The sequence below is a fragment of the Rhizobium sp. Leaf321 genome, from assembly GCF_001423215.1.
In the GTDB taxonomy this organism is placed as follows: Bacteria; Pseudomonadota; Alphaproteobacteria; order Rhizobiales; family Rhizobiaceae; genus Neorhizobium; species Neorhizobium soli.
Map to the genome: position 1 here is coordinate 19,504 of NZ_LMOF01000001.1, position 23,462 is coordinate 42,965.

27 protein-coding genes are annotated in these 23,462 nt (G+C 60.4%); 9 read left to right on the forward strand and 18 right to left on the reverse strand.

The features are described 5' to 3' along the window. Positions 1–35: 35 nt before the first annotated feature. From ASF70_RS23820 to ASF70_RS00090, 3 genes are all read left to right on the forward strand, one after another. Positions 36–248: a hypothetical protein gene (locus tag ASF70_RS23820; protein WP_156461707.1), complete on the forward strand. Its 213-nt coding sequence runs from the start codon at positions 36–38 to the stop codon at positions 246–248. A gap of 55 nt (positions 249–303) precedes the next feature. Further along, positions 304–555 carry a formate dehydrogenase subunit delta gene (locus ASF70_RS00085; RefSeq protein WP_244473916.1) on the forward strand — a complete coding sequence of 84 codons (252 nt, stop codon included), beginning with the start codon at positions 304–306 and terminating at the stop codon, positions 553–555. A 127-nt stretch (positions 556–682) separates the two neighbouring features. Beyond that, positions 683–2,338 (forward strand): OFA family MFS transporter, encoded by a 1,656-nt coding sequence (locus ASF70_RS00090; protein WP_062576409.1) that lies wholly within the window; start codon positions 683–685, stop codon positions 2,336–2,338. A 65-nt stretch (positions 2,339–2,403) separates the two neighbouring features. Here ASF70_RS00090 and ASF70_RS00095 read toward each other — a convergent pair whose 3' ends face one another. The 9 genes from ASF70_RS00095 to ASF70_RS00135 all read right to left on the reverse strand — a co-directional run bounded on the left by ASF70_RS00095 (position 2,404) and on the right by ASF70_RS00135 (position 10,593). Beyond that, positions 2,404–4,293, reverse strand: coding sequence for a sugar phosphate isomerase/epimerase and 4-hydroxyphenylpyruvate domain-containing protein (locus ASF70_RS00095; protein WP_062576410.1), 1,890 nt, complete (start codon positions 4,291–4,293; stop codon positions 2,404–2,406). A gap of 81 nt (positions 4,294–4,374) precedes the next feature. Further along, on the reverse strand, positions 4,375–5,154 hold the full coding sequence (locus ASF70_RS00100) for an amino acid ABC transporter ATP-binding protein (protein WP_280136580.1): 780 nt from the start codon (positions 5,152–5,154) through the stop codon (positions 4,375–4,377). A gap of 16 nt (positions 5,155–5,170) precedes the next feature. Next, complete coding sequence (locus ASF70_RS00105; protein WP_062459043.1) at positions 5,171–5,815, reverse strand: amino acid ABC transporter permease; 645 nt, start codon at positions 5,813–5,815, stop codon at positions 5,171–5,173. A gap of 13 nt (positions 5,816–5,828) precedes the next feature. Then, on the reverse strand, positions 5,829–6,491 hold the full coding sequence (locus tag ASF70_RS00110; protein WP_062576412.1) for an amino acid ABC transporter permease: 663 nt from the start codon (positions 6,489–6,491) through the stop codon (positions 5,829–5,831). Positions 6,492–6,528: 37 nt separating this feature from the next. Beyond that, on the reverse strand, positions 6,529–7,356 hold the full coding sequence (locus ASF70_RS00115) for an aldo/keto reductase (RefSeq protein ID WP_062576414.1): 828 nt from the start codon (positions 7,354–7,356) through the stop codon (positions 6,529–6,531). Further along, positions 7,353–8,177 carry a TIM barrel protein gene (locus ASF70_RS00120; RefSeq protein WP_062576415.1) on the reverse strand — a complete coding sequence of 275 codons (825 nt, stop codon included), beginning with the start codon at positions 8,175–8,177 and terminating at the stop codon, positions 7,353–7,355. Before ASF70_RS00120 ends, ASF70_RS00115 begins: the two co-directional genes overlap by 4 nt. After that, positions 8,174–9,235 carry a Gfo/Idh/MocA family oxidoreductase gene (locus tag ASF70_RS00125; RefSeq protein WP_062576417.1) on the reverse strand — a complete coding sequence of 354 codons (1,062 nt, stop codon included), beginning with the start codon at positions 9,233–9,235 and terminating at the stop codon, positions 8,174–8,176. Before ASF70_RS00125 ends, ASF70_RS00120 begins: the two co-directional genes overlap by 4 nt. Then, entirely contained in the window at positions 9,232–9,672 is a 441-nt protein-coding gene (aroQ, locus tag ASF70_RS00130) for a type II 3-dehydroquinate dehydratase (RefSeq protein WP_174197518.1), read from the reverse strand. The genes ASF70_RS00125 and aroQ overlap by 4 nt, the downstream gene beginning before the upstream one ends. 87 nt (positions 9,673–9,759) lie before the next feature. Beyond that, on the reverse strand, positions 9,760–10,593 hold the full coding sequence (locus ASF70_RS00135) for a transporter substrate-binding domain-containing protein (protein WP_082471667.1): 834 nt from the start codon (positions 10,591–10,593) through the stop codon (positions 9,760–9,762). A 288-nt stretch (positions 10,594–10,881) separates the two neighbouring features. On the opposite strand from ASF70_RS00135, the gene ASF70_RS00140 reads away from it, so the two are divergent. Next, positions 10,882–11,493 (forward strand): TetR family transcriptional regulator, encoded by a 612-nt coding sequence (locus ASF70_RS00140; RefSeq protein ID WP_162237931.1) that lies wholly within the window; start codon positions 10,882–10,884, stop codon positions 11,491–11,493. Here ASF70_RS00140 and ASF70_RS00145 read toward each other — a convergent pair. Next, complete coding sequence (locus ASF70_RS00145) at positions 11,466–12,371, reverse strand: NAD(P)-dependent oxidoreductase (protein WP_062576419.1); 906 nt, start codon at positions 12,369–12,371, stop codon at positions 11,466–11,468. The genes ASF70_RS00140 and ASF70_RS00145 overlap by 28 nt on opposite strands. Further along, positions 12,368–13,066, reverse strand: a complete 699-nt coding sequence (locus tag ASF70_RS00150) for a hypothetical protein (RefSeq protein ID WP_062576421.1) — start codon at positions 13,064–13,066, stop codon at positions 12,368–12,370. Before ASF70_RS00150 ends, ASF70_RS00145 begins: the two co-directional genes overlap by 4 nt. A gap of 198 nt (positions 13,067–13,264) precedes the next feature. Here ASF70_RS00150 and ASF70_RS00155 point away from each other — a divergent pair, with 198 nt between their 5' ends. The 3 genes from ASF70_RS00155 (at position 13,265) to ASF70_RS00165 (ending at position 15,653) form a co-directional block, all read left to right on the forward strand. Next, complete coding sequence (locus tag ASF70_RS00155) at positions 13,265–14,005, forward strand: SDR family NAD(P)-dependent oxidoreductase (protein WP_062576423.1); 741 nt, start codon at positions 13,265–13,267, stop codon at positions 14,003–14,005. A 9-nt stretch (positions 14,006–14,014) separates the two neighbouring features. Beyond that, positions 14,015–14,833 carry a TIM barrel protein gene (locus ASF70_RS00160; RefSeq protein ID WP_062576425.1) on the forward strand — a complete coding sequence of 273 codons (819 nt, stop codon included), beginning with the start codon at positions 14,015–14,017 and terminating at the stop codon, positions 14,831–14,833. Positions 14,834–14,939: 106 nt separating this feature from the next. Continuing rightward, positions 14,940–15,653: a GntR family transcriptional regulator gene (locus ASF70_RS00165; RefSeq protein ID WP_062576427.1), complete on the forward strand. Its 714-nt coding sequence runs from the start codon at positions 14,940–14,942 to the stop codon at positions 15,651–15,653. A 36-nt stretch (positions 15,654–15,689) separates the two neighbouring features. Here the strand turns inward: ASF70_RS00165 and mnhG are convergent, their stop codons facing one another. The 6 genes from mnhG to ASF70_RS00195 are packed head-to-tail and all read right to left on the reverse strand — an operon-like array spanning position 15,690 to position 21,690. After that, a complete protein-coding gene (gene mnhG / locus ASF70_RS00170; RefSeq protein WP_062459008.1) occupies positions 15,690–16,058 on the reverse strand; it encodes a monovalent cation/H(+) antiporter subunit G in 369 nt (122 codons plus the stop codon). Continuing rightward, on the reverse strand, positions 16,055–16,336 hold the full coding sequence (locus tag ASF70_RS00175; protein WP_062459005.1) for a K+/H+ antiporter subunit F: 282 nt from the start codon (positions 16,334–16,336) through the stop codon (positions 16,055–16,057). Before ASF70_RS00175 ends, mnhG begins: the two co-directional genes overlap by 4 nt. Next, positions 16,333–16,809 carry a Na+/H+ antiporter subunit E gene (locus ASF70_RS00180; protein ID WP_062459002.1) on the reverse strand — a complete coding sequence of 159 codons (477 nt, stop codon included), beginning with the start codon at positions 16,807–16,809 and terminating at the stop codon, positions 16,333–16,335. Before ASF70_RS00180 ends, ASF70_RS00175 begins: the two co-directional genes overlap by 4 nt. Continuing rightward, positions 16,809–18,434 (reverse strand): monovalent cation/H+ antiporter subunit D, encoded by a 1,626-nt coding sequence (locus ASF70_RS00185; RefSeq protein WP_062576429.1) that lies wholly within the window; start codon positions 18,432–18,434, stop codon positions 16,809–16,811. The genes ASF70_RS00180 and ASF70_RS00185 overlap by 1 nt, the downstream gene beginning before the upstream one ends. Next, positions 18,431–18,769 (reverse strand): Na+/H+ antiporter subunit C, encoded by a 339-nt coding sequence (locus tag ASF70_RS00190; protein ID WP_062458996.1) that lies wholly within the window; start codon positions 18,767–18,769, stop codon positions 18,431–18,433. The genes ASF70_RS00185 and ASF70_RS00190 overlap by 4 nt, the downstream gene beginning before the upstream one ends. Then, complete coding sequence (locus ASF70_RS00195) at positions 18,769–21,690, reverse strand: monovalent cation/H+ antiporter subunit A (protein ID WP_062576836.1); 2,922 nt, start codon at positions 21,688–21,690, stop codon at positions 18,769–18,771. The genes ASF70_RS00190 and ASF70_RS00195 overlap by 1 nt, the downstream gene beginning before the upstream one ends. Before the next feature lie 75 nt (positions 21,691–21,765). Here ASF70_RS00195 and ASF70_RS00200 point away from each other — a divergent pair, with 75 nt between their 5' ends. After that, complete coding sequence (locus ASF70_RS00200; protein WP_062458994.1) at positions 21,766–22,074, forward strand: helix-turn-helix transcriptional regulator; 309 nt, start codon at positions 21,766–21,768, stop codon at positions 22,072–22,074. Positions 22,075–22,166: 92 nt separating this feature from the next. Then, complete coding sequence (locus ASF70_RS24705) at positions 22,167–22,292, forward strand: hypothetical protein (protein WP_256413830.1); 126 nt, start codon at positions 22,167–22,169, stop codon at positions 22,290–22,292. Positions 22,293–22,396: 104 nt separating this feature from the next. Here the strand turns inward: ASF70_RS24705 and ASF70_RS00205 are convergent, their stop codons facing one another. Next, entirely contained in the window at positions 22,397–23,434 is a 1,038-nt protein-coding gene (locus ASF70_RS00205; RefSeq protein WP_062576431.1) for a dipeptidase, read from the reverse strand. Between the last annotated feature and the right edge of the window lie 28 nt (positions 23,435–23,462).

The following is a 23,462-nucleotide window of genomic DNA, read 5'->3' on the forward strand; positions in this document are numbered from 1 at the left end:
GATTAAGGGGGAGTGCCAATTTGTCGCAGAGTCCTATGACGCCACTGTTCGTCGCAAGTGCAGTTCTTGAAACTAGCCGTCGTAACGGAAACAGTGCAACTCGCTCAATCTCGGTACAAGCCAATCGTACGATAGGTTTCAGCTATCACGGCAGCCGCGCTTCAACTGCGCGGATCTCCGGACCGTATCCGGCTGCTGCAATGACGGGTCGCCTGATCGCCATCGGAGCTTTTTCCGATGGTGCATGATCAGTTGGACGACACAGTGCCACATGAAACCCACGGCCACGAAAAGCTGGTCCGGATGGCAAACCAGATCGCCACGTTTTTCTTATCCCAGCCGGAGAGCGTGCGAACCAATGGCGTTGCGACGCATATCAACAAATTCTGGGAGCCGCGCATGCGCCGGCACCTATTCGAACATCTCGATGCCGGCGGCGCAGGATTGCTGCCGCTTGTCGTCGAGGCTTCGACACTGATCCGCCGACCGGCAGAACCGAGCGGGACGGGTATGGGAACCAAAGAGGGAACGACCGGGGGTGTTTCCGGACGTTAGGGAACGGGGCCAGATGAAACCGCTTTTCGGGAGATCACACCGGAAAGCAAAGCGTAAGCTCGCCTTCAGCTGGAGGGCGGTGGTGAGCTCACGTTGAAAGCCATTACTCAGAGAGGGATCTTCTTTTATGGCAATTGCAGGAACAGCAGGAGGCCGCGCCGAAAGCGCCGGTCTCCTGGAGAAGGAACGTATTATCGCAAAACCGGGCTTCAACCGTTGGCTTGTGCCGCCGGCAGCCCTCGCTATCCACCTTTGCATCGGCATGGCCTACGGCTTCAGCGTCTTCTGGCTGCCGCTTTCGCGCGCCATTCCAGGTGCAGCCGACCCGTCATGCACCGGAATGAGCCTGCTGACGGCCCTGGTTACAACAAGCTGCAACTGGCGCGTTGCCGATCTCGGCTGGATCTACACGCTGTTCTTCGTGTTGCTGGGCTGCTCGGCTGCCATTTGGGGCGGCTGGCTTGAAAAGGTCGGTCCACGCAAGGCTGGTTTCGTCTCCGCCTGCTGCTGGTGCGGTGGCATTCTCGTCGCAGCCATGGGCGTCATGACCCACCAGCTGTGGATGATGTGGGTCGGCGCCGGCGTTATCGGCGGCATCGGTCTCGGTCTCGGCTATATCTCGCCGGTTTCAACGCTGATCAAGTGGTTCCCGGACCGTCGCGGCATGGCGACAGGCATGGCGATCATGGGCTTCGGCGGCGGCGCAATGATCGGCGCTCCGCTTGCCAACCTCCTGATGAACTTCTTCAAGACCGACGTGTCTGTCGGTGTGTGGCAGACTTTCATCGCCATGGCGGCGATCTATTTCTGCTTCATGATGGGCGGCGCCTTTGGCTACCGCATCCCGCCGGCAGGATGGCGTCCTGAAGGCTGGACACCGCCGGCTTCCAAGTCGACGATGATCACCACGAAGCACGTTCACCTGCGTGACGCGCACAAGACAAAGCAGTTCTGGCTCATCTGGGCCGTGCTTTGCCTCAACGTCTCGGCTGGTATCGGCGTTATCGGCATGGCATCGCCGATGCTGCAGGAAATCTTCGCCGGTTCGCTGATCGGTCTGCCTGACGTCGCGTTCGCGCAGCTCGACGCTGGACAGAAGGCACAGATCGCAGCAATCGCTGCAGGCTTCACCGGCCTTCTGTCGCTCTTCAACATCGGCGGACGCTTTGTCTGGGCCTCGCTTTCGGACAAGCTCGGCCGCAAGAACACCTACTACACGTTCTTCATCCTCGGCATTATCCTCTATGCAACCGCACCGACACTTGCCAACCTCGGCAACAAGGGTCTGTTCGTTCTGGCATTCGGCATCATCCTGTCCATGTATGGCGGCGGCTTCGCAACCATCCCGGCCTATCTTGCCGATATCTTCGGAACCCAGTTCGTCGGCGCGATCCACGGTCGTCTTCTGACGGCCTGGGCGACTGCCGGCATCGTCGGTCCGGTCGTGGTGAACTACATTCGTGAAGCGCAGATTGCTGCAGGCGTTGCGCCGGGACCGGCTCTCTACACCGGCACGATGTATATTCTTGCGGGCATGCTTGTGCTTGGCCTCATCGCCAACTCGCTGGTGCGGCCGCTTGCCGACAAGTGGTTTATGTCCGACGCAGAGGTTGCCTCGCTGCAGGCAAAGACTGCCGCTGCAAATGCTGGCCCGACCGGTTCATTCGGCATCGGCAAGGGTGGCTTCTCCGCTCAGGCCGCTCTCGCCTGGGCCGTCGTCGGCATCCCCATGATCTGGGGCATCTGGGTCACGCTGAAAAGCAGCCTGGTTCTGTTCGGCTAAGCCAAAAACGCATGAGGGGCCGGCCTACCCGGCCGGCCCCTCATCACCAAAGGCTCCCGCGAAGCCTAAAGCCGTGGCACACCTTCCGGCCTGATCTGTTTCTTCAGGGCCGCAATGCGGAAGATCGCATTGGCTGCGCCATAACCGCGATAATCGCGCCGCTGGACGATCTCGAAGAAGAAGCCTTCCCCAAACGTGCCGCTATAGAGCTGGAAGTATTCGCCGTTCTCGTCGCGGTCGTAGAGAATGTTCTCCGCCTTTAGCCTCTCCGTCAGGTCCGGATCGAGACCGAAGCGGGTTTCCACGTCGCCATAATAGTTTGGCGAGATCGGCAAGGGCCGGAAGCCGTTCGCCTTCAGGGCCGCGGCCGTCGCAAAGATATCCGCAGTTTCGAATGCCAGATGCTGGATGCCGGACCCGAATGTCTCCGCAATAAAATGCCCAGCAAGCGTTCGCCGGTTTTCCGCACCATTGAGGGTAATGCGAAGGTAGCCTTGCGGCGCTTCGACAACCTGGCTGCGCACCACGCCCGATGGGTCGATGATATCGACCATCGGCGTCTTCTGCATCTCGAAGATCGAGGTGTAGAAAAGCACCCAGGTGAGCATCTCCTCATACGCTACCGTCTGGGCGATATGATCGACGCTCAGGAGGTGGGCATCCTGCTTCTTATGCTCATCATCGACTGGGGCGAAATCGATATCCCAGATGCGGGAAAGATCCGTCTTGTCATCGAGCAGGTAGATCAGACCTCCGCCGACACCGCGGATAGAGGGGATCGTCACCTCGCCCGTCTCGACGGGTTGATTGAACACTTCGGCGCCCAATGCCACCGCACGATCCATCGCATCGCGCGCGTCGTCCACCTTCAAAGCCATTGCATAGGCCGAGGTGCCGTGCACGGCGTAGGATGCACTCGCAAAGCCCATCTCGTCCGTATTCAGAAGCAGTTTGATATTGCCCTGCGAAAACACGCTGACTTTCTTGCTGCGGTGTTGTGCGGTCTTGGAAAAACCGAGCGTGCGCAAGATGCCGGCCAGTTCTCCGGCGTCGGCCTCGCTTGCCGAAAATTCGACGAAGCCGACCCCTTGCACGGCGCTGCGGTCCGGCATGACCGGGAGCGTCAGGCCCGACGCATTCGGATTGCGACGCACCCGATCTCCAAGCGTGATCAGTGATCGGTGACCATCTGCCGCGATAGCCTTTGCCGAGCCGCCGCGGAACTGGTCATTGAATATCTCCAGCGAGAAATAGCCATCATAGCCGGTTTCGGCGACGGCGCTGGTAAATGCTTCGACCGGCAGATCTCCCTCGCCCGGCATGTTGCGGAAGTGTCGGCTCCAGTAAAGCAGATCCATGTCGATCAATGGCGCATCGGCCAGCTGGACGATGAAGATCTTTTCCTTCGGGATAGAGCGGATCGAATTGATGTCGATCTGTCGCGACAGCGTGTGGAAACTGTCGAGGATGATGCCGATATTCGGGTGGTTGGTGCGCCGCACGACCTCCCAGGCATCGCGGTGGTCGGAAATGTGCTTGCCCCAGGCAAGCGCCTCGTACCCGACTTTCAGGCCACGCTTGGCAGCGCGTTCCCCGAGTTCGTGAAAATCCGCCACCGCCCGGTCGATACCGCCGAGCGCGAGCGGCGAGACGTTCGAGCACACGAGTACCAGATCGGTGCCCAGCTCCTGCATGATGTCGAACTTGCGCTCCGCCCGGTCGAACAGCCGCGAGCGGTGCGGTTCCGGCATGCCCTCGAAATCGCGGAAGGGCTGGAACAGGGTAATCTCCAACCCGTGATCGCGGACCATGCGCCCGACATCGGCAGGAGTCCCGTCGAAGGCCAGGAAGTCGTTTTCGAAGATCTCGACACCGCTGAACCCCGCCTGCGCAATGGCTGCAAGCTTTTCCGGAAGTTCACCGCTGATCGATACGGTCGCTATGGACGTCTTCATGACTTGCCCTCGTTTGCTTCAGCCTCGTTTACGGTGTGCCTTAAGCGCTTACGCATGCAGATACGCGCCTTGTACGCGGGTTCAATGATGCGACAGGATCTCGCCCAGGAATGCCCGGCTCCGGGGATGGGCGGGCGCGCTGAAGAAACTTTCGGGATCGTTTTCCTCAACGATCTCGCCATCGGCCATGAAGATAACGCGGTCGGCGACCTGGCGGGCGAAACCCATTTCGTGCGTGACGCAGATCATCGTCATGCCGTCACGGGCGAGCGACACCATCGTATCGAGCACTTCCTTGACCATTTCAGGGTCGAGCGCCGAGGTTGGTTCGTCAAACAGCATCGCCTTGGGTTCCATGCAGAGGGCGCGCGCAATCGCAACGCGCTGCTGCTGGCCGCCGGAAAGCTGGGCCGGGTATTTGTCCGCCTGATCGCCGATGCGGACCCGTTCCAGATATTTCCGGGCCGTCTTTTCCGCCTCGGGACGCGACAGTTTACGCACCCGCATGGGGGCGAGAATGCAGTTTTCGAGCACCGTCTTGTGCGGGAACAGGTTGAACTGCTGAAAGACCATTCCGACTTCGCGACGCACCGCATCGATCGCCTTCTGGTCGTCCTTCACGGTATGGCCTGATACGACGATCTCGCCGCCCTGGCTTGCTTCGAGCCGATTGATGCAGCGGATCAGCGTCGACTTGCCCGATCCCGACGGACCGCAGAGAACGATCTTTTCGCCCTTCGCCACGGTCAGGTTGACTTTCTTGAGGGCGTAGAATGCGCCGTACCACTTTTCCACGTCGCGCATCATGATCATCGGCTCTTTGCCGGTCGACTGGGCGTTGGTGTTGGTCACAATTGCCATGGTCATTTTCCCTACTCTATCTTGCCAAACCGGCGGACATACGCCGCTCGATGCGTCGTCCCCACAGGGACAGCGGCCAACACATTGCGAAATACATGGCGCCGACGACGCCGAACACGAGAAGCGGTTGGTAGATCTGGTTGGAGACGATCGAACCTGCACGCGTCAGCTCGATGAAGCCGACGATGGCAGCAAGCGACGTGCCTTTCAGAAGCTGGACCAGGAAGCCGACGGTTGCCGGCAGCGATAGCTTGAAGGCCTGCGGCATGATGACGTCGAACATCAGGCTGCGGGTGTGGAGGCCGAGCGCATCGGCAGCTTCAGTCTGGCCCTTCGGCACCGCCTCGATCGCGCCACGCCAGATTTCGCCCAGAAATGCCGAAGCATGTGCGGTCAGCGCGATGCCGACGGCGGCCCAACCGGGTAGATCGAAGCCCAGAAGCGGCAGGCCGAAATAGGCGACGAAGAGCTGCATCAGAAGCGGTGTGCCCTGGAAGAGCCCGATCCAGCCGATTGCGATATAACGGACCAAGGCGATCCTCGACACCCGCATCAGCGCCACGATGACGCCCGAGATGATGCCGCCGACAAAGGCCATCGCGGTCAGGACAAGCGTCCAGCCAAGGCCTTGCAGCAGGTAGGTCAGTTCTTGGTATCCCATATCCTGGTCCTCCTCAGCGCTGCGGATAGTTGAAGGCACGCCGGCCAATGGCGGCAAGCGTCCACATGGTCACCGTCGAAATGACGAGATAGATGCCGGTCAGGGTGAAGTAGGTCTCGAAACTGCGGAAGGTTTCAGCCTCGATACGCTGACCCACCGATGTCAGTTCGTAAGCCGAAATCGAGGTGCAGATCGCGGTCGTCAGCGTCAAAAGGATGAACTGGCTCGACAGCGACGGATAGATGGCCCGCAGCGCCGGCTTCAGCACGATCATCCGGAAGACTTCATGATTGTGGAGGCCGAGAGCCAGACCGGCCTCGGTCTGCCCCTTGGGAATGCTTTCCACACCACCGCGAATAATCTCGATCGCATAGGCGCCACCGTTCAACCCCAGTGCCAGAACCGCGGTCATGGTGGGGTTGAGCCGGACGCCGGCGAGTGGCAGCGCAAAGAAGATGAAGTAGATCTGCACGAGGAAAGGCGTGTTGCGGATCACCTCGACGAAAGCTGTGACGAGAAAGGACGGGATGACCATGTTCGTTCTGAGGATCGCCACGCCCAGCACGCCGATAACAGTCGCAATCATCATGCCGGCTACGGCCAGGAACAGGGTTCCCAACGTGCCATAGACCAGCGATTGCCAAGCATCGGTGACGACGCTGAAATCAAGTGTCATGTTCTACCTCCCTCATTGCCTTCACCATCGCCGCGTCTCAGTCCCAGTCGGGTTCCCACTCGAAACGGGAATAGCGCTCGCCACGCGCCAGCGCATGAATGGCAGCCATGTCTTCCGACGACAGTTCAAAATCGAAAATGTCCATGTTGGACCGGATGTTTTCGGCCTTCGCGGAGCGCGGAATGGCACCGACATGGTCTTGCTGGACATGCCAGCGCAACGCGATCTGACCCGCCGATTTGCCGTACTTCGCTCCGAGCTCGGTCAGCAGCTTGGAGCTGAACACCTTGCCGCGCGCAATCGGCTGATAGGCATTAAGCAGCATGTCGGCCCGGCGCATGCGCTCGAGCAGTTTTTCCTGCGACAGGAAGGGATGGTATTCGACCTGATTGCAGAACAGCTCGGCCTTGTGAACGTCGAGCGCCTCGTCGAGCAATGCCACGGTGAAGTTGCTCACACCGATCAGCCTTGTCTTACCCTTGGATTTCGCCTGCGCGAATGCGTCGAGCGTTTCGCCAAGGGGCACGTCTTTGGTCGGCCAGTGAACGAGGAGCAGATCGACATAGTCGAAACCCAGCCGTTCCAAGCTCTCATCAACGCGGGCGGCGACCGTTTCCGGGTCAAGATCGTTGAACCAGATCTTGGTGGTGACGAAGAGCTCTCCCCGTGCCACGCCGCTTTCGCGAATGGCTTTGCCGACTTCGACTTCGTTTCCATAGCGTATCGCGGTATCGATCTGGCGGTAACCGAGTTCGATAGCGGTCCGGATCGCCGCCTCGCCTTCCGGTCCCTTCAGTTCGAAGGTGCCGAGCCCGAGGCTCGGGATATCCACGCCCTGGATGGTCTTTATTTGCAAGCCGGTCATTGGGCCTCTTCGGATTCGGGTTCGAGAATTCTGCGCGACGCGATCAGCGTTCGCTTCGCCCATTCGGCGGCGGAAAGGCCCGCCGACTGCTCATCGTTGGGTATCTCCACGGCGACAGGCAGATCCGCCAGCATGGCGGCAAACATGCCGGCAAGGTCGAGTTCCCCCTCGCCCGGCAGAAGCCGAGCATGGCGGGCGGTGTAGTTCAGTTCTTCCCGCGTCTCCGGGATCTTGGCCGGAGCGTCGCAGATCTGCACGTAGTTCAGCCACTTGCGCGGCACAGCAGTGATCTCTTCGATGGTCGTGCGGGCCCGCGAGACATGCAGCGTATCGATGATGACGCCCTGGTTCGGTTGGTCTGCCGCAGTCAGGACGCGGGTGGCGGCTGCGAGATCCCGCAGCTCCGATTGCGGCATGAATTCGAGATCCATCGAGAGGCCGAACGGACGTGCCGCCTCGCAGAGTTTGACAAAGGAGGCTGTCAGACGACCCTCGTCCGCATCGTCACCGGCAACAAGAATGGCGCGGGCGCCGAGCTGGCCGGCACATTCGAGAAACGGCAGCAGCGGTTCCGGATCGAAGTCCGGCGAAATCCGGATCATCTCGACATCGAAGACAGCGACGCCGCTGTCGCCCATCAGGCTGATCAGCGATTTCACCCGCGCCGGTTCATCCATCAGCGGATAGGCAAGACCGCCGGGAAATGCCGGCATCAGGCGCAGGCCGAGATAGTCGTATCCGGCCTCAGCTGCCGCACGCACGGCCTCTTCGGGCGCGACGCCGAGTCCGGTCAAGAAAGAGAGGGACCACTTACGTTTCATGCCGCCACCTTTGCCGGTGAAAGCATTTCAGCGAGCGTCACGGTGCGATCCTCGCGGCCTGCGAGATCGACCGCAAGCGTCGCGGCAAGCGTCGACATCCCGTCTCGCGCGCTGATCAGCGGCTGCGAATCGCCACGGATCACATCGACGAAGTGGTCGAGCTGGTTGACATAGGTCAGCGAGCCATCGCCGGGGCGGTATTCGCGAACCAGCGGATGCTGCCAGTGATCGTTTTCCTCCGCGTGCCGCCACAGATACATGTCGGAGACAGACAGTGCTGCCTTTCGTCCGGCGAGGAAAAGGCAGGGACCGGGCTGCGCCGGATGATAGAGCGCCTGCCCGGACGTATACTCCCAGGCCCAGGGGCTGACGGCTGCGTCCGAGATCAGGAACGTGCCGAGCACGCCGTTGACGAAGCGGATCGAAATGCTTGCCGTGTCTTCGACCTCAAAACCGCGGCGGGCCGAAGATGTGAAGGCGCGGATGCTTTCGATCTCGCCCACCAGATAGCGCAGGACGTCGATGTCGTGGATGAGGTTGATCAGCAACACGCCGCCGCCGCGCTTGCGGCGCCATTCGGTGTTGAAATAGTCGTCCGGCTTGTCGAACAGGGTCATGCCGCTGACAGCGACCAGCGGTCCGAGCTCTCCGGCGTCGATGGCGCGTTTGGCGGAACGGATGTCGGGGCTGTGGCGGCGCTGATGACCGACAAGGACGGCCACGCCGCTTCGTTCCGACGCCTCGACGATGCGGGCAGCCGAGGCGATGCTTTCGGCGATCGGCTTTTCGATCATGCAGGGTACCCCGCGCTCGATACAGGCGAGAGCGGCCGGCGTATGAAGATTGTTCGGCAGCGCGATGATGGCGCCGTCGGGCTTGGCCTCATCGAGCATGGTGTCGTAGTCGGTAAAGTACGGGACGGAGAGCCGCGCGGCGAGTTCGGCTGCAGCGGGAGAAGGATCGCAGATCGCAGCGATTTCGGCGCGGCGGTTGGACACCAAGAGGTCGGCATGTTCGCGGCCGATCAGACCGGCACCCATCAGACCGATGCGGGTCATTGCGTCATCTCCGCCATGGCCCGCAGAGCGAGGCGATAGCCGTAGGCACCGAAGCCCGCCATGACTGCCGTCGCGGTCTTGGAGACGAGCGACTTGTGATAGATTTCCTCACGCTGATGCACGTTGGAAATGTGCAATTCGATCTTCGGCTTGTCGAAGGTCTTCAGCGCGTCGAGGATGGCAATCGAGGTGAACGTGTAGGCGGCCGGATTGATGATGATACCGGCGGCATCATGGCGGGCCGCATGAATGGATTCGATGATCTCGCCTTCGAAATTCGACTGGCGGAAATCGATCGCGACGCCGAGTTCGGCAGCATCCGCTTCCAACCAGCCACGGATTTCGTCAAGCGTCGTGCGGCCGTAGATATCCGGCTCGCGCTGACCGAGAAGATTAAGATTGGGTCCGTTCAGGATAAAGATCGTGCGCATGTCCATGCCTTTTGCTGCAGATCGGGGCGCGCTTTTCCAATCGCGGCTGCGCGCCCCGTTTCGTCATGCGGTCGTGGAATTGACGCTAACTATTTACTGTACGGTGAAGGGGATGCCTTCGAGCTTTTCCGGGAAATTAGGAAGCGCGTCTGCTGCCAGCCACTTCTTGTTGATCGCTTCGAGACGGCCATCGGCCTTGATCTTGTCGATGAACTTGTTCAGCCAGTCGTTGATTTCCTTGTCGCCAAGCTTGGTGGTAACGCCCATCCACTGTTCGTTGAAGACCAGCTTCTGTTCGTAGTCGTTGCCTGGCGATGCGCGGTCGAGGTTGATCTTGTAGGTCGTGTTGCCACCGATCGCATCGACCTGACCGGAGACGAGAGCCTGGATGTTGGAGCTGTCGTCGTCGAAGCGGCGGATGTTGGGAACGTCACCCAGAAGGGTGGTGATCGCCTTGTCCTGTGCCGCGCCGCGCGGCACGCCGATGCGCAGGCTCTTTGCGTCCTCGATCGCGGTGATCTTGTTCTTGGCGCTCGACAGAAGAATGATCTTCAGGCCTGCATAAGGCTTGCTGAACTGCACGGCCTTGGCGCGATCCGGATACATGCCCATGACGGCCATCTGCAGATCGACCTTGCCGGTCAGAAGGTTCGGGATGCGGGCCGAGACAGCGTTCGGTACGAACTCGACCTTGACGCCCATTTCCTCGCCGATCAGCTTGGCCACATCGACGTCATAGCCGATGTTCTGGCCGCTGGCGTCGATCGAGCCCCATGGTGCCTGTTCGCCCATGACGCCGACCCGGATGACGCCGGCGCTCTTGATCTTCTCAAGAGCCTGCGCATGGGCGGCTGACGCGCCGAGCGCCATGCTGACGCCCGCAACCAGCGTCAATGCGAGTGTGCGGAATGAAAATTTGCCTGGCATGAAATGTCCTCCTCAGGGTTGATGCCTTTTGATGCCTGGGCGGCGACTCCTCTTCGCAACCCAAACGGAAATACCCGTAATTCAATTAACCAACCAGTTGGTTGATGTCAATCGACGTGCTATTCCTGCTCGCGGATTGATTGCTTACACTTAAGCCGCTGCTCCCTGTTGCCTGCTGTGGTAACGGGGCCGAGAGGCCGAGGAATTGAGATGACGACCACCGAAAACATGTCCACTGATACGAGTCTTGACCCGGGCCAAAGATCGCCGGAAAGGCGCAGACGCTTTTTGCTGGAATCGGCAATCACGGAATTTTCGACCTACGGTATCGGTGGCGCACGGGTCGATCGCATCGCTCAGCGCGCGAATTCCAACAAGGCCATGGTCTACCACTACTTCGGCAGCAAGGAGGATCTCTACCTTGCCGCGATGGAGCATCTTTACACCGGCATCCGCAGTGCCGAAGACGCGCTCGTGCTCGATCCGGAAGATCCCGTCGGTGCGATGAAGGCGCTGATCGGCTTTACCTTCCGGTATTATATCGACAACCCCGCCTTCGTCCGAATGATCAACACCGAAAACCTGCACGGCGCAGCGCATCTGCAGTCGGCCGGCGACATGAAGGGGCTTAACAGCTCGGTCGTGACGAAGGTCTCGACGATCCTCGATATCGGGGTCGCAAAGGGCCTTTTCCGACGCGTGGACCCTCTCGATCTCTACATCTCGATTTCCGCCCTCGGCTTTACCTATGTTTCCAATCGCCACACGCTGAAGGTTCTGTTCGGACGCGACCTCATGGCTGCAGACGCGGTCGAGGCACGCCTGGAAACCATGACCGACATGATCCTGCGATATGTCGCTGCGGACGGTCATCAGCCCCTCCCCGCGATCGATCGGTAATGGGCGATGGTCTGTGATATTCCCTGCCGGAGCAGCGTAACGGGGATCGGGCCCAGCAGAGCCTGATTGTCGGTGGCTTTGATATCCGGCGCCATCGGCACGGCTGGGCCGCCAAAATCAATGTTTGCGCCGGGGATCTCGGCCCTGATCGCTGCGATCACGTCCGGGACGTCCTCGCAGGCACCGCCAACCGAAAACGCATGCGCGCCCTCGAACGGTCTTGTTGCCGCCGCCGCGAAGGCCGCTGCAACATCGGCGACGAAAACGAGATCCTGCGGGCCGGAATATCCGATCGTGTAGGCATTGCCGAGAACCGCTTCGCGGCAGGCAAGCGTTGGGCCCGCCGTCAGCCCGCTTTCGCGCCCAGGCCCGTAGACCACCGTCGGGCGAAGGCCAATGCTTGAGATACCAGCATCCGCCCAATACGCGCGGGCGCTCCCTTCGCAGGCAAGCTTGAAGGCGCCGTAATGCGTGACCGGATGTGGCGTCGAGCCGTCATCGGGGCCAAAGACGGCAGCGCTGCTGGCATAGGCAATCCGCGCAATGCCGTTAGCCTTGGCCGCTTCGAACGCATTCAGCGTGCCGATCAGGTTCACCGTCGCGCCTAGGACCGGGTCGTTCTTGCAGGCTGGGGTCAGCAGAGCGGCGAGATGAATAATGGATGCGCAATCTTTGGCGGCGGATTTGACGGCGGCGCCATCGGTAATATCGCCCTCAAACCACTCGACGTGATCCGCTTCGTCGCCAGCGATGTCCCGCAATATGCGGCGGTCGGGCGAGCGATCGAAAATCCGCACGTCATGGCCTTCGGCTTTCAACGCCTTGAGGATCCAGCCGCCCAGAAAGCCGGCGCCGCCGGTCATCAGAATCCGGGTCATGGCGCGCCCCGCATATCTTCCGAGGTAATCGAGAAGGCGGTCTCATAGATATCAGTGACCGGCGCTTGAAGGATGCCGCTTTCAACTGCCAGCCGCTCCACCTCGGGCAAGGCCGCCCGCAGTCCTGCGCTCGACGACCCCTCGACCAGAACGACGACGTCGAAGACAGTCTCGTTCATTACAGCCCGCAGCTCGGTTTCCTTGGTGCGGACGCTCGAAACCTCGTTGCGGGAAACACCGACGTGGACGCAGGAGACACCACGCACCGCGAGCATCGTGTCCGCGAGTGCCTGAGCATTTGCCCGCAGCCGGGTCTCGCCATCGTCGCCCGAAAGATCGAAGCGGATCGTCGCCATGCTGCCACCGTCACCATGGCCTGCCTCAGCAATGCGTTCGCAGGCGACGCGCAGAAAATTACGGAAACTCGGCGCAACAGCCGTCGTCCAGGGTGTCGGGTTGTTCAAACGCTCGAGGTAGTCGGGGGAACGGAATGTCTCCAGTGTCTCGCCGGAATAGACGGTGCCGAAAACATAGCGTGAGGCAGAAGGAGCATGCAGCCGCTTGCCGGTCCTGAAACCCGGGATCGAAAGGCGCTCCGGCATATGTTCACGGGTATGCCATTCGATATATTCGGCATGCCCGCCCTCTTCGATGTCGTGCCAGATCGCCAGAAAGGCGTTGCCGTTCATTCCCATCGTCTTCTCCTCCCATTCACTCGCCCTGCATCCTCAGCGCTTGACAAGCCGGTCATTTGCGACCCATGTAGGCCACTAGAATGTTAGTATGCTACAAATGTCAAGCGCTAGGTTCCAACCAAACGGATGCGTGATGACAACGAACGAAAAGAAAGCGGCTCTTGGGAAACGGGTCGTAATGCCAGGGAGGAGATACACATGGCGAACCAGGAAACACCTCGCGTTGCGATCGTCACAGGGGGGGCCGGCGGGCTCGGATTTCCGATCGCAGCAAGACTTGCGGCCAAGGGCCACAAGGTCGCGCTATGGGACATCAACAAGGAACGGGTCGAAGAGGCTGCTGCCAAACTTCCGGGCGCCAAGGGTTATGTGGTCAACGTCATGGACCCCGCAGCCGTCGAGGACGCTACGGTGCAAGCGGTCGCGGATCTCGGGCCGCTCGGCATTCTCGTGACCTGCGCCGGTCACAACGGCCCGCTCGAAAAATTCGTCGATTACCCGCATGACGGCTGGCGTTTTGTGATGTCGCTCAATCTCGATGCGGTATTCTACTGCTGCCAATCGGCGGTTCGGCAAATGCTGAAGACCGGCTATGGCCGCATCGTCAATATCGCCTCGATCGCCGGCAAGGAAGGCAATCCCAACGCGGTCGCCTACTCCGCTTCGAAGGCGGGTGTTATCGGCCTGACGAAATCGATCGGCAAGGAACTCGCAACGACGCAGATCCGCGTCAACTGCGTCACTCCGGCCGCGATCGAGACGGAAATGATGAACCAGCTGACACCCGAATTCAAAGCCTATGTGACAGCGAAGATCCCTGTCGGTCGCCTCGGCGAAGCGGAGGAAGTCGCATCGCTCGTCAACTGGCTGGCGTCTGAGGAATGCTCGTTCTCGACCGGCGCCGTGTTCGACGTTTCCGGCGGGCGCGCGACGTATTGAGGTCGCGCAATGTATAAGCAACATCCCCTTTCGCTCGCCTATCTGACCGTGTTCGGTTGTCCTCCGGTCGAGAACGTCAGGATCGCAGCCGCCTGCGGTTACGATCTCGTCAGCCTGCGGCTGATTGCTCCACACGGGCTGGAGCTTGCCCATCCAATCGTTGGAAACCAGAAGCTGATCCGCGAAATCAACGCCGCGGCGTCGGACACGGGCATCTCGTTCTACGACGGCGAGGTGTTCACCCTCCTGCCGGAGACGGACATCAAAACCTGGCTTCCGGTGATCGAGACTGCCGGTGAATTCGCAATGCCGGTCATGCAGATCACCTGCGAGGACCCGGATCTTTCCCGTGCAGTGGACAATCTTGGCCGCATTGCCGACGCGGCTTCGCAATACGGCATCAAGATGGCGATCGAGTTCATGCGCTGGCGTTCCACTGCCAACATCCATGATGCAAGCCGCCTGGCGAGTGCGACGGGCCGGAACAATGTCGGCCTTCTGATAGACGCGCTGCACCTGTCACGCTCCGGCGGAAGCCCCGCTGATGTCGTGCGCCTGCCGAAGGGCCAGGCGCTGTATCTCCAGCTTTGCGACGCGCCAGCCGAGCAACCGGCAGACAACGCCGGTTGCATTGCCGAGGCACGCACTGCCCGGATGTTTCCAGGCGACGGCGGCCTGTGGTTGAAGGATCTGATGGCCGCCCTGCCCGCAGATGTCGTAATCAGCGTCGAGACCCCGCATAAAGGAGACGCGGCGCTCAGCTTCATGCAGCGCGCCGAAATAGGAATGGCTGCCACGCGGCGCTTCCTCGACGAGATCTCCACCTGACAAGCGCCCTCAGGGAATGTTGCCTCACTCCCTGAGGGCGCGTACAGAATTCGGTTATGCCGCGTCGGAGCGTATGATCCGCTCCGGGAAGGAAGGGACCGTAGGAATGGATGCAAAACCACGATCCTCGCTGGGCGCAAGGGTGACCGAGAGGCTGAGACGAGCCATCATCGATGGCGAGCTCGAGCTGGGTGACGCACTGTCGGAAGACAAGCTGGCGACCACGCTTGGCGTCAGTCGGAGCCCCGTGAAAGAAGCCTTCGCTACCCTTGAACAGCAGGGCCTCATCGATGTGCGTCCGCAAAGGGGAAGCTTCGTCTTCCTGCCGACCCGCGAAGACACGGAAAACCTGTGCGAATTCCGCAAGACGATCGAGATCGAGGCAGTTCGCCTCGCCATGTCGCGTCGTCGCGATGAAACGTTAAAGGCGATGCGGGCAGCTGCCGAAGACATGATGGCGGCGTGCGAGGCGGGCGACAACCATCGATCCGCCCGCGCTGATGATCATTTCCACGATGCATCGCTGGAGAATTGCGGCAACCCGTATCTGTTCAACGCCTACCAGCTCGTGTCGAGCAAGGTCGCAGCACTTCGATCGCACCGTTCCACGCTGCCCACGCGCAAAAATGCGAGTGCTGAACATATCGCCATCGTGGAGCTTCTGGAAAGCAATCGGATCACCGAAGGACTGGACATGCTTGGGACCCATGTCCTGATGATGGCGGTTCGGTACGGTATTGAGGAAGAGCCGCTACGACTTCCCGGTGGACGAGCCGCACGCAGCGCGAAACTCGACCATATCGGCCTTCTGCCGGACTAATCCCGCAACCGGACCGGACCACAGGACAGATCCGTCTCAATCGTTGTTTACGATATCGGCGCGGTGTTTCTCCGGCACGCCTTTCGTCTTCTCAACTCTGTCTCGATGCAGCGCGGCGCGTGCGAGGAGAAGGAAGGTGGCCGGCGTCGTAACCGTGACGAAGATCCCGATGAGGATCTCGTGCATCATTGGTCGGCCTGATGTCACGGAGAAAAAGATCATCGACGCGACCATGACGCCGCCCACACCCCAGCTGGTGCCGAGGGTTGGCGCATGGATGCGCTCGTAAAACGTCGGCAGCCGGAGAAAGCCGATCGCGCCGATCAGCGCCAGCGCTGCACCGACAAGCAGGAAGACCGCGACCGCGATGGCGGCCCAGAGCGGGAGATCTGTGGCTTCACTCATTCGATCACCTCGCCCCGCATCAGAAATTTGGCGAGCGCAACGGTTGCCACGAAACCCAGCATGCCGATCACCAGCGCCGCTTCGAAATAGATGACCCGACCCGTGCCGATCCCGAACGTGACGAGCATCAGCATCGCGTTGATGTAGAGCGTGTCCAAGGCAATGATCCTGTCCTGCGCCCTCGGGCCGCCGAACATGCGCACAGAGGCGATAGCCATGGCCGCAGCCAGCATCAATTGTGCGACAGCCACAGCTGTGAAGACGATGATGGCACTCATACGAAGATCTCCATCAAGAGCTTTTCATAGCGGTTCTTGACCATATCGCGCCACTTCGCCTCGTCGTCGAGATCGAGGACATGCAACAGCACGGTATTGTCGTTGGAATCGTATTCCAGCCAGGCTGAGCCGGGCGTGCTCGTCAGAACGATCGCGAGCACCGCCAGCGAGAAATGGTTGTGCGTCTGCAGCTGGATCGTCAGGAAGGCCGGATTATGCCGCCGCGAACCGCTCCTCAGGATGACTGCGGCAACCTGCGCGTTCGACTTTGCAACGTCGTAGAGCACCATCCCCAATAGCTTCGGGAGAAGGTACCATTTGCCGAGTCTCGGCTTTTCCGGTCTCAGGGAAGCCATAGCCCAGCAGGCGAAGACTGCGACCATTGTGCCGATAATCAGGTGGCCGAGCGTGAACCCGTTCAGCAGCAGCCACATGAGGACCAGGAAGACGGCAAGGATCGGGAAGGGAAACATCAATCGCCTCCCTGTCCGTTGCTGTCGGCGACGCCCTTCAGGACTGTCGCGTTTCTGACGGCGTTGATGTAATTTTCCGGGCTGGCGAGGGTCCGTATCGTCGTGTCCATGTACTGCATCGCGGGTCCAGCCTGAACCGTCAGCACAAGGGTAAGGCTCAGAAGGAACATGACTGGTACGATCTCGATGACCAGCACCCGCGGCACGGTGCCCTCGATCGAGCTCCAGAACGTCCTGATGCCAACACGCGTCATCGCGATAAGCGCTGCGACGCCTGACAGGATGACGAGAACGATGAGCGTCCAGACCGCAGCAGTCGGCGGCACGCCAATGGCGCCGGTGCCCATCATCGCGGACAACATCGCGAATTTGGCGATAAAGCCAGACAGTGGCGGCAGACCGGACAGAAGGATCGCACAGGCTGCAAAGCATATGCCGAGGATCGCCATCGTCCCGGGCATCGTGACCCCGTCGCCCTCTTGCGGCTCATCGTCGTCGGCGTCGCCGTAAGCTTCCATCGTCACGGTGAGGACGCTAGCGCCCGCATCCTGACCACGCTCGACAAGTTCGATCAGCATGAAGAAGGCGCTGATCGTCAGGGTCGAGCTCACGAGATAGAGGAGTGCGCCGGACGAGACCGCACCATCGTTGATGCCGAGCACCATCAGAAGCGTGCCGGACGACACCAGAACCGAATATCCGGCCAACCGGCCCAAGGCCTGCGACGCGAGCACGCCGATCGTTCCAAACACCACTGTCGCGATACCGCCGATGAGCAGGAATGTCGATCCGAACCCGGCCGATGGCCCGGTTTCAAACAGCAGCATGATCAGACGCAAGATGACATAGATGCCGAGCTTGCTGAGGATCGCGAAAACGCCGGCGACGGGCGCCGAGGCAGCGCTATAGGCTGTCGGAAGCCAGAAGCAGAGGGGCCACATGCCAGCCTTGATGAGAAATGCGATCCCGAGGACGCCGGCGCCGGCTTCCATCAGCATGCGTCGGTCCGGCTCGATCTGCGGAATGCGCGCGGCAAGGTCGGCCATATTCAGCGTGCCGGCTGTTCCGTAAATCAGGCTGACACCGATCAGGAAGAGAAGTGCGGCCGCAAGATTGACGGCGATGTAATGGAGGCCGGCCTTTACCCGCAGCGGACCCGAGCCGTGGAGAAGCAGACCATAGGATGCAGCCAGCATCACCTCGAAGAAAACAAAGAGGTTGAAGAGATCGCCGGTGAGGAATGCACCATCCACCCCCATCAGCAGCAGCTGGAACATGGTGTGGAAATGGGCGCCGACCGTATGCCAGCGGGCCATCGAATAGACGAGCGACGCAAGCGCCACCAGCGCCGTCAGAAGCAGCATCATCGCCGACAGGCCGTCGAGCACCAGCACGATCCCGAACGGGGCTGCCCAGTTACCGAGCAGGTAGACACCTTCGAAATCGCTCGGACCGCTCTCGATACGAAACAGCACGAACGAAACGCAGACGAGGATCACCACCGACGTCAGGCTGACCATCGCCTTGGCAACGCGCTGTCGTTCGTCGATGAACAACAGCACTGCCGCCGCAAGCAGCGGGACCAGGATCGGTGCTATGATGAGGTGATGCGCCCAGCCGTTCATGACGGGTCGCTCCTGCCGTCAACATGGTCGGAGCCGGTCAGGCCGCGGGAGGCGAGAAGCACGACCAGAAACAGTGCCGTCGTGGCAAATCCGATGACAATTGCCGTCAGCACCAGTGCCTGGGGCACCGGATCCGCAAGGCTTGCGGTGGCCGTGCCGTCCACGAGAACCGGCGGCACATTGGTCTTCACCCCGCCGACGCTGAAGATGAACAGGTTGACGGCATAGGCCAGAAGGGAAAGCCCGACGATGACCTGATAGGTCCGTGGGCGCAGGATGAGCCACACGCCGCAAAAGGTCATGACGCCGATGGCGATGGAGAGAATGATTTCCATCAGGTTTCCTTCGTCTTTGCTGCATCGATTGCCCGCAGGCGATTGATGCGGATCGACTGGTGCGCCAACGCCACCATGATCAGAACCGTCGAGCCAACGACGAGCGAGAAGACGCCGAGATCAAACAGCAATGCCGTTGCCGCCGGCATTTTCCCGACAAGCGGAAGCTCGACATACTGGAAGTGCGAGGTGAGGAACGGGTAGCCGAAAGCCCAGGCTCCGATACCGGTTAAGGCCGCAGTCAGAAGGCCAGCACCCATCCAGCGCAGCGGCAGAATTCGGATCCGATCTTCTGCCCAGCGTGTTCCGCCGGCCAGATACTGCAGCAGGAAGGCGAGCGACAGCGTCAGGCCTGCCGAGAACCCGCCGCCCGGCATGTCGTGACCACGCAGGAACAGATAGACAGCGAACATGATGATGACAGGGAAGAGCCACTGCATGATGACCGACGGGATCAGCATGTAGTCCCGAGCCGTATCGCCCGCAGACCGATCCGGCCGCTCTTCGTCGAAGCGGTTCTGTGCCCGCTGCTGTTCGGGCATCGCCATCGTATCGTCGGCCGGCCGGAAACGGCGAAGCAGCGCATAGACGGTGAGCGCCACCACGCCGAGAACTGCGATTTCGCCAAACGTATCGAAGCCGCGGAAGTCCACCAGGATCACGTTGACGACGTTGCGGCCTCCGCCCTGCGAATAAGCGTTTTCCAGGAAGTAAGTAGCGATAGCGTCCGGCACCGGCATCGTCATCACCGCATAGGATATGAAGGTCATGCCGACACCGCAGAAAACGGCGAGCGCAAGATCCCGGAAGCGTCTCAGCCGGGCGCGGACGGTAATCGGTGCATCATTGATTTCGTTCCGCTTCGGCAACCAGCGTAGGCCGAGAAGGATCAGTACCGTCGTGATGATCTCGACCAGAAGCTGCGTGATCGCGAGATCAGGCGCCGACAACCAAACGAACGTGACGCAGACGATCAGCCCGACGCCGCCAAGCATGACGAGCGCCGCCAAACGGTGATATTTCGCAAGAAACGCGGTGCCGAGCGCCAGACAAATACCAATCAGCCAGATGGCCGCGAAGGCCTTGTCGACCCCGGAGAACACGAACGGCCGCGGCTCGAACCCGGAGAGCCAGAGCGGCAGGAGACCTGCGACAAAGCCGGTGAACACGACCCAGCGCAACTGCGGCTGCAGCTTGCGGGTACCGATCCGCCGCTCCGCGAGCCTTGCCCAGCGCCATGAGACTTCGACGAGGATACGCTCGAAGATGCGCTGTCCGCGGAAGCGTCTGAACACGGGCGCACCGTCTTTGCACTGCGCAAGATAATTTCGAAGGAGGATGTAGATCAGCGCGCCGGCGACAAGAGCAACGATGCTCATAACGAGCGGAAGGTTGAAGCCGTGCCAGATCGAAAGGCTGTATTCAGGCGTATCCGGCCCGAGTACGCCCATCGCGGCCGCCTGCAGGATCGGTCCAACGGCGATCGCCGGAATGACGCCGACGACCAGACACGCGACGACCAGAAGTTCGATCGGGAACAGCATCCAGTGCGGCGGCTCGTGCGGCTTTTCCTTGGGAAGACCAACTGGCTTCGGCCCGAAAAAGACCGTGTGGATGAACCGAAGCGAATAGGCGACGCTGAACGCACCGGCGAGAGTGGCGACGTAAGGAAGGATGCGGTCCAGGAACGAGTCCGCGTGGGTCTCGACCGCTTCTGCGAAGAACATCTCCTTCGACAGGAAGCCGTTCAAAAGCGGGACGCCCGCCATCGCCGCACTGGCGACCATGGCAAGTGTGCCGGTAATCGGCATGAACCGGAACAGTCCGCTCAATTTTCGCATATCACGCGTACCGGTCTCGTGGTCGATGATACCGGCTGCCATGAACAGCGACGCCTTGAACGTCGCATGGTTCAGCATGTGAAAGATCGCAGCGACCGTTGCCAGCGGGCTCCCGAGGCTGAGCAGCGTGGTGATCAGGCCGAGATGGCTGATCGTGGAATAGGCGAGCAGACCCTTCAGATCCTGCTGGAACATCGCGAAGTATGCGCCCAGCAGAAGCGTGATCATGCCGGCCGCACCGACGAGAATGAACCATTCGTAACTGCCGGACAGCGCCGGAGACATGCGCGCCAGGAGAAAGACCCCGGCCTTTACCATGGTCGCAGAATGGAGATAGGCCGATACCGGCGTCGGCGCTGCCATCGCGTTCGGCAGCCAGAAATGGAACGGAAACTGCGCGCTTTTTGTCAGAGCGCCGAGCAGGACGAAGACGAGTGCCGGGACATAGAGGGAATGCGCACGAATGACGTCGCCTGCCTCCAGGATCTTGTCGAGGTCGTAGCTTCCGACGATATTGCCGAGAAGCAGGAGGCCGACGAGAAGGCAGAACCCACCGATGCCGGTCACCGTCAGGGCCATACGCGCACCATCGCGGGCAGCGGAACTGTTGTGCCAGTAACTGATCAACAGGAACGAGAAGATGCTCGTCAGTTCCCAGAAGATCGAGAGGAGGATGACGTTGCCGGAAAGCACGATCCCCATCATGGCCCCCATGAACGCCAGCAGGAACGAGAAGAAGCGCGGAACCGAGTCCTCTTCGGACATGTAGTATCGCGCATAGATGACGACCAGCAGTCCGATGCCGGCGATCAGAAGCGCGAACATCCACGCAAAGCCATCAAGCCGTAACTTGAACTCAAGCCCAAGCTGGGGGATCCACTCGAACGTCAAGCGGACAACCTGGCCCTCCGTGATCGAAGGGTAGGAGGCAATGACGATTAGAAGGCATGCAAGCGATACCCCACCGGCAGTCCAGGAGGGGAGTACACGCGACGATGTCTTCAGAAAAAATGCCGAAGCAAGACTGCCGACAAACGGCAGAACCAGAAGAACAAGCAGGAAATATGGGCCCAGCGTTATCCCAATGTGTCTGTTCCTCGTGCGTTTCGATGGCCTGAGAGCGCACAATACGCGCCACTAGCAATCTATCGAAAATTGACCTATATGATTTGTATTGACCAATATGGGCAGAATAGAGCGATGGGTCAAGCCGCGCAAACTTGTATATTGTCTCCAGCGCTTTGCCGGGCGGCCCGAGGGTTCCTCGACTGGACCCAGTCGGACCTTGCCGATCGCTCAGGCGTGTCGCGCAGCACCGTACGCGACTACGAGGGCCAGCGACACGATATTCACAGATCAACCGAGGCTCAGCTGCGCCAGGCGTTCGAAGGCGCGGGCCTTGCATTCGTCGTGACCGAGAATGGAATTGGGATCTGTCCCGGCGAACAGAAGCAAGAATGCTGAGGCTGCCGATCGGCACCGCAAACCATTTCTGACCCCGGGAACCAAATTCGCGCCAAGAGCTTTCTCCCTACATGTGAGGGAGGGATTATCTCATGAAAATTGCTCTGCTTTCCGCATCGTTCGCCGTCGTGAGCCTAGCCGTCGCGGCTTCCTACGTCCTGCCGTCGGGCAGCACCCTGGAACGCGGCCAACCCTACAAATACGCGATGGCACGCTAACGCATCTCTCAGGCGTTTGAGAAACTAGCGGCTCGCGCTGGCGTCTGACGCCGGGTCAGGTCGCTTTCAACGTTTCGCACATCTGGCTGGCGGCCTTGTGCCGCTCATGCAGCCCAGCTTCGGCCCAGCACGTCGATCCAGTTTTCGAATGCGATCTTCGCAATGTCTTCGCTAGAGAAGCCGTGTTTACGCAGGGCTTCGATCAGGCGCGGAAGGCCGCTTGCATCTTTCAATTCCGAAGGCACGGTCGTACCGTCGAAATCCGAGCCTAGCGCGACGTGATTGATTCCGATCCGCTCTGCGATATAGGCAATGTGCCGCACAAGCACATCGAGGCTCGTGCTTTCGTCTCTGCGCCCGTCGTCGCGCAAGAACAGGACACCGAAATTGATGCCGACGAGCCCGCCTGTATCACGGATCGCGTCAAGCTGGCGGTCCGTGAGGTTTCGGCTGTGCGCAGAGAGCGCGTGCGCATTGGAATGGGATGCGACAAGCGGCGCCTTCGAGATTTTTGCGACGTCCCAGAAACCGGCCTCGTTCAAATGCGACAGATCGACCATAATCCTGAGGTCGTTGCACGCACGAATCAGGTCTCGTCCGGCGTCACTCAAGCCCGGGCCGATATCCGGCGTTGACGGGAACTTGAACGGAATGCCATAGGCAAAGATGTTCGGACGGCTCCAGACGGGACCAAGAGTTCGCAAGCCCGCTTGGTGAAGCACGTAAAGCGCATCGAGATCCCCGGCAATTGCTTCGGCGCCCTCGATATGCATCACAGCGGCAAAGCTGCCCATTGCCATCGAGCGGCGGAGATCGTCCGCAGTCCGACAGACCGTGACCCCGCCGTTGGAACAGCGCTCGATATCCAACAGGATCCGGGCCATGGCGATCGTCTGGTTCAGCGCCTCGGGTTGAGCCGGGGTCGGAAAATCGCCGTTCTGGTCCTTTGCCATGGACGGCGACGGCACGTAGATGGCGCAGAGACCGCCGGCCAATCCACCCTCGCGGGCGCGCGGCAGATCGATATGACCATCCTTCCGCCCGTCCAGAAAGTCACCGACAGGATCCTTCGCGTCGCTGAGGCGCAAACGCAAAAGCACGTCGTTATGACCGTCGAAAACCGGAACGGGAGAGTTCGTCATCTGTGGAAAAGTCCTGGGGAATCATGAT